The 12,635-nt window shown below is 39.9% G+C and carries 12 protein-coding genes; 2 read left to right on the forward strand and 10 right to left on the reverse strand.

The window, feature by feature from the left end; all coding sequences use genetic code 11:
- Position 1: 1 nt before the first annotated feature.
- From FJ709_RS19370 to FJ709_RS19385, 4 genes are all read right to left on the reverse strand, one after another.
- Positions 2 to 2,011, reverse strand: coding sequence for an alpha-amylase (locus FJ709_RS19370; RefSeq protein ID WP_404829984.1), 2,010 nt, complete (start codon positions 2,009 to 2,011; stop codon positions 2 to 4).
- Between the two features lie 223 nt (positions 2,012 to 2,234).
- A complete protein-coding gene (locus tag FJ709_RS19375) occupies positions 2,235 to 3,332 on the reverse strand; it encodes an ABC transporter permease (RefSeq protein WP_226412186.1) in 1,098 nt (365 codons plus the stop codon).
- On the reverse strand, positions 3,329 to 4,255 hold the full coding sequence (locus tag FJ709_RS19380) for an ABC transporter ATP-binding protein (RefSeq protein ID WP_226412188.1): 927 nt from the start codon (positions 4,253 to 4,255) through the stop codon (positions 3,329 to 3,331). The genes FJ709_RS19375 and FJ709_RS19380 overlap by 4 nt, the downstream gene beginning before the upstream one ends.
- Before the next feature lie 2 nt (positions 4,256 to 4,257).
- Complete coding sequence (locus FJ709_RS19385) at positions 4,258 to 5,223, reverse strand: HlyD family secretion protein (RefSeq protein ID WP_226412190.1); 966 nt, start codon at positions 5,221 to 5,223, stop codon at positions 4,258 to 4,260.
- Positions 5,224 to 5,517: 294 nt separating this feature from the next.
- On the opposite strand from FJ709_RS19385, the gene FJ709_RS19390 reads away from it, so the two are divergent.
- Together FJ709_RS19390 and FJ709_RS19395 are read left to right on the forward strand one after the other, a co-directional pair.
- Positions 5,518 to 6,072: a carboxymuconolactone decarboxylase family protein gene (locus FJ709_RS19390; RefSeq protein WP_226412192.1), complete on the forward strand. Its 555-nt coding sequence runs from the start codon at positions 5,518 to 5,520 to the stop codon at positions 6,070 to 6,072.
- A gap of 147 nt (positions 6,073 to 6,219) precedes the next feature.
- Positions 6,220 to 6,873 (forward strand): DsbA family oxidoreductase, encoded by a 654-nt coding sequence (locus FJ709_RS19395; RefSeq protein ID WP_226412194.1) that lies wholly within the window; start codon positions 6,220 to 6,222, stop codon positions 6,871 to 6,873.
- Between the two features lie 116 nt (positions 6,874 to 6,989).
- Here the strand turns inward: FJ709_RS19395 and FJ709_RS19400 are convergent, their stop codons facing one another.
- From FJ709_RS19400 to FJ709_RS19425, 6 genes are all read right to left on the reverse strand, one after another.
- Complete coding sequence (locus FJ709_RS19400) at positions 6,990 to 7,583, reverse strand: TetR/AcrR family transcriptional regulator (RefSeq protein ID WP_226412196.1); 594 nt, start codon at positions 7,581 to 7,583, stop codon at positions 6,990 to 6,992.
- A gap of 398 nt (positions 7,584 to 7,981) precedes the next feature.
- A complete protein-coding gene (locus tag FJ709_RS19405) occupies positions 7,982 to 8,398 on the reverse strand; it encodes a helix-turn-helix domain-containing protein (protein ID WP_404829985.1) in 417 nt (138 codons plus the stop codon).
- A gap of 530 nt (positions 8,399 to 8,928) precedes the next feature.
- A complete protein-coding gene (locus tag FJ709_RS19410) occupies positions 8,929 to 9,660 on the reverse strand; it encodes a hypothetical protein (protein ID WP_226412198.1) in 732 nt (243 codons plus the stop codon).
- Entirely contained in the window at positions 9,657 to 10,133 is a 477-nt protein-coding gene (locus FJ709_RS19415) for an alpha/beta hydrolase-fold protein (RefSeq protein ID WP_226412200.1), read from the reverse strand. Before FJ709_RS19415 ends, FJ709_RS19410 begins: the two co-directional genes overlap by 4 nt.
- Before the next feature lie 556 nt (positions 10,134 to 10,689).
- Positions 10,690 to 11,478 (reverse strand): type I restriction enzyme endonuclease domain-containing protein, encoded by a 789-nt coding sequence (locus tag FJ709_RS19420; protein WP_226412202.1) that lies wholly within the window; start codon positions 11,476 to 11,478, stop codon positions 10,690 to 10,692.
- Positions 11,469 to 12,625 (reverse strand): IS3 family transposase gene (locus tag FJ709_RS19425; RefSeq protein ID WP_226410792.1). Its coding sequence is split into 2 segments (ribosomal slippage): positions 11,469 to 12,379 and positions 12,379 to 12,625, totalling 1,158 coding nucleotides; the frame shifts between segments, so codons are not numbered across the junction. Before FJ709_RS19425 ends, FJ709_RS19420 begins: the two co-directional genes overlap by 10 nt.
- Positions 12,626 to 12,635 lie beyond the last annotated feature (10 nt).

Consider the following 12,635-nt stretch of genomic DNA (forward strand, 5'->3'; position numbering starts at 1 on the left):
CTTACAAGTTACCTATTTGTACGCCATTGCTATTAAAGTTAAATTGATTCACTTTACCGCATTGAGCGACATGATTACTTGAAGGGAATGGTGTGTTGGACTGACTGATATTGCTTTCCCAGCCCTGGCCATTTTTGACGAACGCTTTAACCTCAAAGTATCCATTAACCGTTTTACTGCAATCCATATCCACATCTAACATCCAATAATGTTGTCCCCAGATGTTTAAAGGCTCTTCTCCGAAGCCATTATTAGCAACCGTTTGTTTAGCTCCCCAAGCTACTGGCCATAAATTGGTTGTCCAATCTAATGCAGAACCTGATGATTCAGGGCTTTGAGCAGCCTCAGGGCCATACCAATCTAGATAAACATCATTGGCTTTCCAAGGTGCTGTAGTGGTATTACGCAAGTTGTTATGTCTAATTGGAATAGCACATTCAAAATTGCTGCTGGTACAGGTTTTATTTAAATTACTTGCCGCATAGGCATGATCAATGCCACCACGCACAAACATATCTTGGCCGCTTTGTGTTTGAGCTTGCACAAAAATAACCGTCCGCTTCCAATCAGGATTATTAATAACCTCACCAGTGATGAGCTTAGCACCTTGATGAATGGCAAACGCATCCCAAGCTCCGACGTTAGCATTGATAGAACCATTATTATTAACAACAATCGTTTCGCCGCTGCATGAGCGCTTGTCTTGAGCAACCTTGCCTTTTAGCACATTACAATAAGTCCCTGGCGCCATAGATGTTGCTAATGTTGCGGTTAAATTAGAGTTTTCTTTATTAATAGCCACAAAACCTGAACTACCACGACCGAACGCAATTTTATTGTTGCCGTTGTCCCACCAGTTTGTGGTCGTCCAATTATCAGCGGTGTTATTTCGAAAACTCACCCCACCAGCAATATAGCCCCAACGATGCTCACACTTCCAGTTGTTATCAAAACATTCTAAATTGCCATTGTTATGAACCCTAACGCTAGGCGCGCCAACATCGGTATTGCCATTGAATGCATAACTCGACATCACTTTTGGGTAACCGTAGGGGTAAGCCAACATAAATACATTGGCTAAGTCATATAACCGTCCGTCTTCAAATGTGATCACATTACCAGCGCCGCCGTGACCACGTTGATTGTCATGATTATCAACAAAAACAACCGCGGAACTGCTGGCCATAAAACCCCAGCCTTCACCAAAGTTCTTTAAAGATGCTAAATTGCCATTACGGAATGTATTGCCTAACTGGGTTGAGTATTTAAACTCAGTCACCAAGCCCACACTGGTATATTCACTGGCACTAATGGCTTCGCCACCTTGGTCAATCACTTCTTGGAAAACCAAAGGTGTGCCATTTACCTTTGACATCACACCTTGAATATCTTCAACGGCCATGTGTTTAGAGGCATCAAAGCGAAAGCCTGCGACACCTATATTAGTCAAATCATTCAAAAAACCCGCAATCGAGGTTTGAACATAATTAGCACTGGTATTAAGATCAGTTAAACCAACAAGCTCACAGTTTTGAACCTCCCAACGGTTGTTGTAATCTTTAATCGCACATGTGTTATGAAAGTCCTGCGGGCTATATGCTGGGTAGCTTTTATTACCATAAGCACTGCCTGCGGTGCCTGTACCACTGCCGCTAGCCATATGATTAATCACCGCATCAACATAGATATCTACATTAACCGCCTTACAGCGGCTAACCATATCAATAAACTGACCACGGTTACCGCCACGACTTTGTAGTACATAGCTTACTGGCTGATAACGAGTCCACCACTGGCTACCTTGAATATGTTCGTTCGGTGGGGATACTTGCACCGCTGCATAACCATTTGGCCCCAAAAATTGTTCACATTCTTGAGCAATATCTTGCCAATTCCATTCGAAAAGATGAACAAATGTAGTCGGTTGTGGGTTGGCAAATACTGATGATGACATACACAAAGATAAACCAGTTGCTATGGCTACCTTAGTTAACGCGCGATTAGGATTCATGTTTAAGGCCTTTATTATTAGATTTTTATTGGAGTTAACAATTTGTTAACCCAAATCAGTATCGCCTAATAATCGAACAAATAAACACCTTGGAATATTGAATACGTATGCATAACGACTAAAGTAGCGTCAGCTAATGGCTAAAGTAAGCACACAAAATCATAGTCAGCAGGCTAATTCAAGCGGCAGAATAATAGCAATTTTAAATCATAACAGAGGTTATTTAATCTAATGTTTTCTTAAATCGAGCTGCAGCAACGAACAAGCCGACCACAGTAAAACAAGCAAGCCACAGGGTATCGCGCCATAGGTCGATTAAATCAGCTTCTCGTAATACAACACCTCGAATTAAACGCATAAAGTGAGTTGCCGGAAGCGCTTCTGATATCCATTGTGCCGTTTCTGGCATACCTTCATACGGAAACATAAAACCAGACAATAATATTGAAGGTAATAAGATAAAGATGGTCATTTGCATGGCTTGTAATTGATTTTTAGCCAAGGTAGAAATCATTAACCCCAATGATAAACTGGCTGAAATAAACAATAGGGTGCCGAATAATATCTGTGCAACTGACCCATTGATAGGCACATCAAATATCCAATGGCCTAACCCCAAAATGATGAACACCTGAATTAAGCCAACAAAAATATATGGAACAATTTTGGCTATCATCAACTCTATTGGGCTAATAGGGGTAGTGATAAGCAACTCTAAGTTGCCTCGCTCCCGTTCACGTACTATGGCGGTACTGGTGAATAGAATCATCGTCATGGTCAATATAATCCCTAACAAACCCGGCACAATATTCACCGCAGAGCGTCGGCTCGGATTATAAAATAATACCACTTCAAAGGTTTTAACGGTCTTAGGGCGAATGTCGAAATCAAAATCGGTTAACGGCATAGACTTTAGCGCTAAAATAGCTGAACTGATCATAGTGTCTGAGCCATCAACTATCCATTGGCCTAACACTCTATTTTGCACCATTCGCTGAGTTAAATCCTGCGGCAGTATTAGCGCTGCACGCACAACTCCCTGTTTAATGGCTTGCTCAGCCTCTTCTGCGGTAGCAAAATGCCTAACAACGTTCACCACTTGAGTAACTTTAACAGACTCAGTTATCACCCGCCCCGCAGTACTCTGGCTTTGGTCGACAACTGCTATCGGTATTTGGCGAATGTCGGTATTAATGGCATAACCAAACAACAATAGCTGAATAAGCGGGATCATCACTACCATGCCAAAGGTAATCCGGTCCCTTGATAATTGACGGATCTCTTTCACCATTACCGCTTTTATTCGATAGAAAGACATCATTGGCGCCCCTCACCGGTGACACACACAAACACATCTTCTAAACTAGGACGTGCAAGATTCATTTCAGCTTGGGCAAGTTCAGGAAAGGTTGTTTTCAGCCATTGAATAGGATCGGTGATGTCTTGATAAATCAACACCCTTAAGCGTACTCCTAGCTGCGCCGCTGATCGAACAGCTTTCGTTGCCAGTAGCTTTTTTTTCAAGGCACGTAACTGCGGACTGTTAACCTCCACAATATTAACGCCCATATCACGCATTAAAGCATCAGGTTCTCCGTCTGCACGAATAATACCAGATTCCATTACCGCCAAACGATGGCAACGTTCAGCTTCATCCATGTAATGGGTGGTGACTAAAATAGTGGTGCCTTGTGCTGATAACTCAAACAACTGCTCCCAAAACTCTCTTCTATTTTGCGGGTCAACCGCGGAAGTAGGTTCATCCAAAAAAAGTAACTCTGGGTTATGCATAGTGGCACACGCTAAAGATAAACGCTGACGCTGACCACCACTCATACCCGCAACCCTTTGTTGACGAATAGAATCTAACCCATAAGTCATTAATTGCTCATTAATGCGCAGGCTTAATGCCTTACTGCCCATACCAAATATTTGCCCCATAAACTGCATGTTTTCTTGCACACTTAAATCATCATACAGGGAGAATTTTTGGGTCATGTAGCCAATTTTTAAGCGTAATGATTCTGCTTGCTTGGGCATGGATAAGCCCAATACGGTGATGTCACCCGATGTAGGGCTTAGCAAACCCGTTAGCACTCTTATCATGGTGGATTTACCGCAACCATTTGGGCCTAAAAAGCCATAAATACAACCTTTAGGGACACGTAAGGTGACGTTTTCGATAGCAGTGAAATCACCAAACTTTTTCACCACGTTGACTGCTTCAATAACGAATTCAGTCATGACTAATCTCCCGTTGAATCATTAATAATCAAGTCAACCTGGGCGGGGATACCCGAAGGAAATGTTGCCGCAGAGTCTTCTAAATCAATTTCGGCAAGGTACATTAATCGAGCGCGTTCATTCTCAGTCAAAGCGTAATAAGGGGTAAATGAGGCCTCATGGGACACCCAACGCACAGTGCCCACTAATGCTTGTTCAACACCATCGACATGCACAGTCACTTTTAAGCCAGGAATAAAATGAATACGGTGCGGTGCAGGGACATATACCCTAGCGTAGGGCACGCTATTAGCCAACATCACTGCCACAACACTGTTTAGCGCCACTCGCTCACCTAAGTTATATGGCAAGTTATCTAATATGCCACCGCGGGTGGCCACTATGGTTAACTCATCTAACTTCTGGGTTTGTAAAACAACTTCTGCTTGGCTAGCCGCTAATTCAGCTTTGGCTTGTTCTATGTCTTCGATACGCGATCCCGCGGTAAGCTTGCTAAACTCTTCCTTGGTCGCATTTAATGACGCCAGTGCTTTATCTCGACTGGCTAAAGCGCTGTCTAAATCAGATTGACTCACTAATTTACGGGCGACTAACTCTACCTGACGACGATAATTTTTCTGTGCCTCAACAAACTGTGCATCAGCTTGAGCCACTTTAGCTTGTGCTGAGGCGATATCTTCAACCCGCTCGCCATTAGTCAGCTTTAGCAAAAAAGCAGTCGCTTTGGCCTTTTTGGCTATCGCATTAGCCAAGATAGCTTGCTGATTTTGAGTATCTAAGCGCACCAGCACTTGTCCTGACTCGACGAAGCTGCCTTCAATAACGGGCAATTCACGAATAATCTCATTCGAGGTGGCGGTAAATGTCACTCGATCACGCTCTAGCGTGCCAATAGCTTGTGGTACTGAGGTAGGAGAACAAGCTAGCTGCATGAATATAAAAAACATGCCTAGTATTATCAAACGCATTTATTTTCCTTAACTAAAATCACATACCCATTAGCAACTCATGGGTCGCTTAGAATATAAACCCTTGTAAAAAAATCTTAACCATCAATACATTATTGCACTTTGAGTTACACCAGGATCCCAAAAAAGGTTTATGGAATCTATTGATTTTGAATGAGTGACGAAAGTATTTGAACGGTTGCTCAAACAAACTTGAACGATCGTTCAAAAGATGTTTATATTATATCATACTAAGCAAACAATGAAGTGATTAACCTATCACTTATTAGATAAACGACCTTTTTGGAGTGTCATATGAGCAAATTTACTATCCATAATTTAGAAACCGTTCCTGCAGAAAGCAAAGCCTTATTAGAACAATCTAAAAAAGCCTACGGTATGATCCCTAATCTTCATGGTGTGTTAGCCGAGTCTCCTGGCATTTTTGAAGCCTATCAAACATTACACACGCTATTTACTGAATCTTCATTTAATGCTGATGAATTAACCGTAGTATGGCAGACAATAAATGTTGAGCATGGCTGTACGTACTGTGTCCCTGCCCACACGGGTATAGCAGAAATGATGGAAGTCGATTCCGCATTGTCTGATGCATTAAGAAACCGTGAAGCCATGCCAAATGCCAAATTACAAGCACTTCACGACACCACATTACTTGTAGTACGTAACCGCGGAATATTGTCAGATACTGAAATGGAAGCATTCTTTGCCGCAGGTTATGGTCAACGTCAATTACTTGAAATCATATTAGGTTTATCGCAAAAAGTGATCAGCAATTATGTTAATCATCTTGCTCATACTCCTGTTGATGCGCCTTTTAAAAAATTCGCTTGGCAAAACAATAAGTAACTTAAACGAGCAAACTTATTCTGACACACCACTTATTAACCTCTTTAAAATAGGATGGATTTAAGTAAACAGAAGAGAGTGGGTCAATGACTTGCTCTCTTTTTCATTTATTGGAATGATATAACGTCGCATTAAAGCAGGTGAAACATGGCAGATAAAATTAAAATCGACATCATCTCTGATGTTGTTTGTCCGTGGTGTATCGTTGGATACGAAGGATTAAAACAAGCCATCAACGAACTTGGTATTGAAGACAAAGTTGATATTGAATGGCAACCATTCGAACTTAACCCAGATATGCCTACAGAAGGTGAAGAATTGCGCGCGCATGTTGCCCGCAAATATGGCTCTAGTCGAGCAGCCAGTGATCGTGCTCGAATCAACATTGCAGCCCGTGGGGCGGAATTTGGATTTAAATTCAACTATGCTGATGACATGAAGATGGTCAACACGTTTGATGCCCACATCTTGTTAAATTATGCCAAAGGTTTTGGCAAACAAACCGAGCTTAAAATACGTTTATTTAACGCCTTTTTTAGCGAACATAAAGATGTGTCAGACAGAGCTGTTCTTGCCAATGAACTGATCGCTGTAGGTTTGAATCCAAAAGAAGCATTACCGCTATTAGATAATGCAGAAGCTAGAGCACATATCACAGCAGACAAAAACCGATGGTTATCTGCAGGCATAAACTCTGTGCCAACAGTGGTATTTAATCGTACTAGTGCATTAAATGGTGCTCATCCTGTTGAGTCCTATAAGCAAGTGCTTAGCGAACTACTGGCCGAACAAAAAACATAAATTAAAAGTAACGACTTTAAAAGCCAAAATCCTTATCGGTTTTGGCTGTTTAATATTAAAGAGATAAGGATTACATTGATTGGTGTTTGTGTTGGTATTAGAGCACAGTAAATAGCTTATTTTTTAATGGCTAACGGTGGATTGCTGAATATAGCTTCAATAAAATCACCAATGGTATTGTCGTCACGATTTGCGTGGGCATATGTGCGAATACCAATAATTTGCACCTGTAAAAAACGTGCTAACGCTTGTGGCGTTTGTGCTGTATCTAGCTCACCATTTTGTTGTGCTTGAGTCAATAAACTTGCAAACTCAGCTTCAACCATTACCAAAGACTCTTTTGCTTCTGCTAATAAGTCAGCATTATCTTCCGTTAATTCAGCGACTGTTTTAACCAACATACACATGCCACTTGGCGCATTACCTTGGCTTAATACTGCACGTTCAACAAACAATTTTAACGCCGCTAATGGAGAATGGGTATCAGCAATACAAATATGAAGTTGAGCAACCCCACTTTTGACATAATGCTGTAATGCCGCTTTAAACAATCCCTCTTTACTGCCAAAACTAGCGTAAATACTGCCTGGGCGCATATCAACAACTTCTTGAAGATTACGCATAGAAGTAGCATGAAAGCCTTTTTCCCAATATAAATTGGCCGCTTTTTCAATAATATCTTCGCGATTAAATTTAGCAGGTTTACTCATTAGTTTATCTCTAGAAAAGCAAGGTAACGTTTTGAACGACCGCTCAATTATAGTCATGACACTTATTTTAGTCCAGTCGTTTAACGGTTATCACTTATCACAACGGCTTTCATTAACTCCAATCCATTATTTCTCTGTATTGGGTTTATGACAAGGTAATCATATAAATGTTGCTCGACGATAATGTCGTTAACGACCTTACATCGGTATGACCATCATATAGAAATACATTAGCCTTTAGCCCAAACCACACAATAGTCTATCAAATAAAAATGAGTCCTACAGAAACGTTAGCTTATGAACGCTGCAAACCTCCTTGCTAAATAAACAAGGAGGTTTGTTTATATTGGAATAACGCTAAAATCGTGGCTTATTTAACTTGGCGAGTACAGCATACTTTACCAATGATCTTTCTTATCAAGGTAAGTAATAAGCTTTGAGTTTAAATAAGCAAGCAAAAATGCTAGCGGTGTGGTTATTGCTAATGGGCTAAACATAAACCATGACATAAAACCAATTAGTAGCAACCCGTATTCCATATAAACCATATGAGTACGTCTGTTTATATCTAGAAGAAAAAACCTCACTATCCAGGGCTCTGACTTCCAACTTGCTGAGTTTTTATCTATCACTGTAATTTCCTCTGTTAGTTTTGAAATATCAACTTCAAAAACAGCGGCAAGTGACTTGAGCGTTTCGATACTGGCATTGTTACCAGCCTCAACACGTTGAATCGTTCTCAGGCTTAACCCTGAAATGGTGGCTAATTGCTCTTGCGACCAATTATTTTTATCTCTCAGTTTTCGAACAATCATCCTAAGTCCTTTTCGCACTGTTTCGAGAAAACTATGCCTTGAAATTACCGTCGTCGGTGACGCCATCTTACCGACACGATAGTGACAGCTATATAATTCAATGGTTTAGATTAGCTTAATATTAACTCGTTTTTTAAACAATAGATGTCACTTCATCGCGAGTACTTAATCGTATTGATGAATAGGAGTAAACCTTATCTGTAAAACCACGTTTTGCATCAATTATCCGCACTGCTTTTTTAGTTTGGTTAACATCATAATCCATCACCTGAATTGTTAATGAACTAAATCCTCGCAGGTAGTTGATTTTATAGCCAATAGTTCTATTGCTTCATTTTTTCGAAACAACAAGTTACTAGGATAATATAAGTACCTGTAGAGTTGATCTCACAATCGCCATAAACGCATGTTAGCTTTTAACTTAAAGCTATCTTAGGCGCCATTAAACCCGGCAGTTAATTACCAATAGGAGTTGGCACAAAGCAGACGTTTCTACATCATCAAATGTCCAAAATCAGATAAAAAGTAATTTAAATATTGCTTTGGGCTGCAGCCACCATATCTTGTAAATAGTCTATTACTGACGGATCACCTTCCCCTTTTTGCTTAACCATTTTAATAGCGGTTTCAAAATTAGTTTTTGCTAGCGTAAATTGCTTAGTTCTTAAGTAACCACTACCTAAGCTAGTGTATGCAAAAGATGAATGAGGATAAGTCTCAACAAAAAGCTTTAAAGTTTCAATTGCTTGGCTATCCTTCTTATTTTGAAACTGTGCATCAGCTAAATCAGAAAATACAACTTCAGGAATTAACATCTGATATTTGTATCGTTTTGATAAAGTTGAATAATAATTTTTAACATCACCGATTGAACCATAAGTCGCAAGTTCATCGCTTACGTTAAAATTAAGATCTTCATATAAGTGCTGTAGCCCCTGGTAAATACTCGGGTAAACGGTTGACTCATGAGTATCACTTTCAAAGTGTTTAAAATTCCAATGTAGAGAGAGCGGTGCAACGGCTTCAAGTTGTGAAGCTATTCTTAACGCATTTGAGTACATTCCCCCACCTTCACCCGCTACGCTCAAGAATAAATTGCCGCTAAAATCTTTATTATCCGCCTTAAATTTAATTAAGTTTTGGTCTATTTCATCGTTTCCCCACCATGCTGCAGAGCTAATTAATAAATAATTTGTAAAGGTTGTTGGAGCGTTAACTAAGGTGTGTAGCCCATAAACCCCTGCATTTGAGTAACCTATCATCGTACGGTTAGGCAGTACTGGGTAATTTTTTCTACGTATGGGAAAAGCTCCGACACTAAAAATTGGGTAAAATTATCTGTGCCGCCAAATTGAGGAAACTTTTTGCTAATCCAACTTTGATGTTTGTTCTTTGGTTCGCCGTTAATGGGCGGTAAATAATCTCTCACTCTTATCGTTGTTTCAACGCCAATAACAATAGATGGTGGAATTTTTCGTGCCGTCATAAGTGCATCAACAACACCTATAGTCGATATGAATAGATGCTCAGCATCAAAAAGGTAAATAACTTGATACTGTTGGCTTTTATCAAAATGTGGGGGTGTGTAAATTAATATATTTCTATTTTCTTTTAATAGGTTAGAGGAAATAACCACCTTAGATGCCACACTATAATCTTCTTTTGATACGACATCTGTCGCGAAAGCTAATTTGTGAAAAAGTAATACAATGACCAAGCTGATGAAAGGTCTCATGTTCTATCCTTAGTTTAATATCCCTGAATATCAGTACATTACCATCACGAAAATTAAACGGCTACTTAATAACCATTTTATAACAGTTCAGTTTGAAAATAACATTGGATATTTGAGTCGTTAAAAGGAGTGCGAGTGCCTACAATCTCAAATATTGATTGCTGAGATACTTAAGGAAAGTGCTAGTAATAAACAAGAAAAAGCAAACAACACATACTGCGCAGCGACTTTTACGTACTACAAAATTGAAGAGTATCTTATTGCTTACGGTTTTTAACTAAGCGTTACCAGAGTCTATTTTGTAATGATCAAAAAAGGGGCTCGCTGAGCCCCTTTTCACTTTCCATCCTTGATTGTCATATCCAACCTAGCTTGGATGTAGCAATATCTGTGGGAGGACAATAAAGTTTAGAACTTTATTGTCTATCATCTCTTATTCTCTCGCTATACCAATAGAGAAAAGAAACAATAAAGTTTGAAACTATTGTAAAACCAAGCTTTGCAATCAACAAAATAGTGACAATAAAGATTGAAACTTATTAAAACGCACTTCAGTCTAATGCGCGTAAGGGCTCTGCCCTTGCCCTGGATACTTCTCGAAAATGTGCATATAGACTTCGCTACAGGTCTTAGGCCACAAGTCATCGTCATAAGACTCAGGTAAGTTATCTAAAACTTCCTCAATCATATTTTTAACTCTGGCTTTAGTTCGTTGTTTTTTACGCCAATCAATAACCAACATTTCTTGCATCTTTTCCGTTAGCACTTTGGCGACTTCTTTAACTTGATTTCGTTCTTTATCTGTTAACGGTGCAGCTTGAACCATCAAGTCGTACACTGCCAATTCTTCTTCCGTTAAGCCTTCACGCACCGTACGCTTGTCTTCATGTGCTAATTCAGTGATGAACTCTTTCAAGCGGTTGAAGAATTCTTCAGCGGTATACGCACCTAAATTATATGCTTCAATCAGATCTTGGAACTTCTGTTGTAAGTCTTGGCGCGTTTTGTTTTTTAGCATCATTGGCTGCAATTTACGCTCAATGAGGTTTTTAAGTTTTTCCGCATCCGATTGCTTTGGCTTTTCAACCTTAGCGACCATTGTCGCTAACGCATCAAAGTCGATATTGGCAATGTTGACAGGCTCAGGTAAGTTGCTCTGTATTTTAATGGTTGATATCGACTCATCCAACAGATCATTAACTTGGTTGCGAACAACATCCAACACATCTTCATCATCAACTGATAAGCCGGACTTCAAGCGCATTTGAGAATAGATGATATTAATCGCTATTCGGTAAGGCACATACTGGTTCGCACCATCATCAGGTGTTCTGGTCAACTCCAACCGGACACTTTTCTAAAAGAAATTTCAAAATCTATCGGTGACTGATCAGCATTTGCCGAGTGCAGTCGCTCTAGATTGTAATATTTCATATATTTAGCTACATCATCACACATATGGTGACGAGTTGGCTGTGGTATTTTTAATAGCCAATCATGCTTTAAACTACCAAAGAAACGCTCCACAACTGCATTGTCCCAACACGCACCGACATCACCCATACTCGCTCGACAGTTCAATTGTTTTAATAAACGTCGATACCCTTTACTCGTATACTGCGAACCTCTATCGCTATGAAATACTAAGCCTTTAGGTGGTTTTCGCAAGTTGTAAGCCTTCAAAAATGCTTTCTCCACTAAGCTTCTCGTCATACGCTTAGAGATATGCCAGCCGACGATTCTGCGAGAATACAAATCCATTACAACGGCAAGATATAGCCAACCTTCACCTGTTTTAAGATAGCTCACATCACCTGCCCATACTTGGTTTGGCCCAACAGGATTAAAATTCATATTAAGCAAATTATCAGCCACGCTATCACTGTGTTTACGCTTTGTGGTGACTTTATAAGCCAGACGTTGCGTTACCACCAGTTTCAATCGCGCCATTAACTTAATAGTGCGATAACGTGTAATGCTAACCCCTTCTTTGCGTAATGCTTTAGCTAACTCTCTGCTACCTAGGCTGTTTCTACTGGCCTTGAATAATGCTTTAGCTCGACGAAATAATTCTAGAGTGTCAGCAGTGATAAGCTCACCAGGCCTTTTAAGCCAAACGTAATACGCTGACGAACTGACTTGCATCACTTTACACGCCATCGAAATAGGAAATTTCGACTCAAGATTATTGATAAATGAATACCTTACTTCATTTCTTTCGCAAAGAAGGCGCTGGCCTTTTTTAGTATTTCGCGCTCCATCAATAAGCGTTTATTCTCTTTACGCAATAACATGAGCTCAGTGCGTTCATCTACAGATAATGCATCGCCTTGAGTTAGCTTTTTTTGTTTAGCCACCCAGTTATAAAGAATTTTATCTGTAATACCTAAAGACGCTGCTGCTTGGACTATCGTGTAATTTTGTTCAAGAACCAAAGCGACAGCTTCTTGTTTAAAATCATCTGGATATTGTTTATTTATTCGTTTAGTCATATTCACCTCA

Source organism: Shewanella glacialimarina (assembly GCF_020511155.1).
GTDB classification, from domain to species: Bacteria; Pseudomonadota; Gammaproteobacteria; order Enterobacterales; family Shewanellaceae; genus Shewanella; species Shewanella glacialimarina.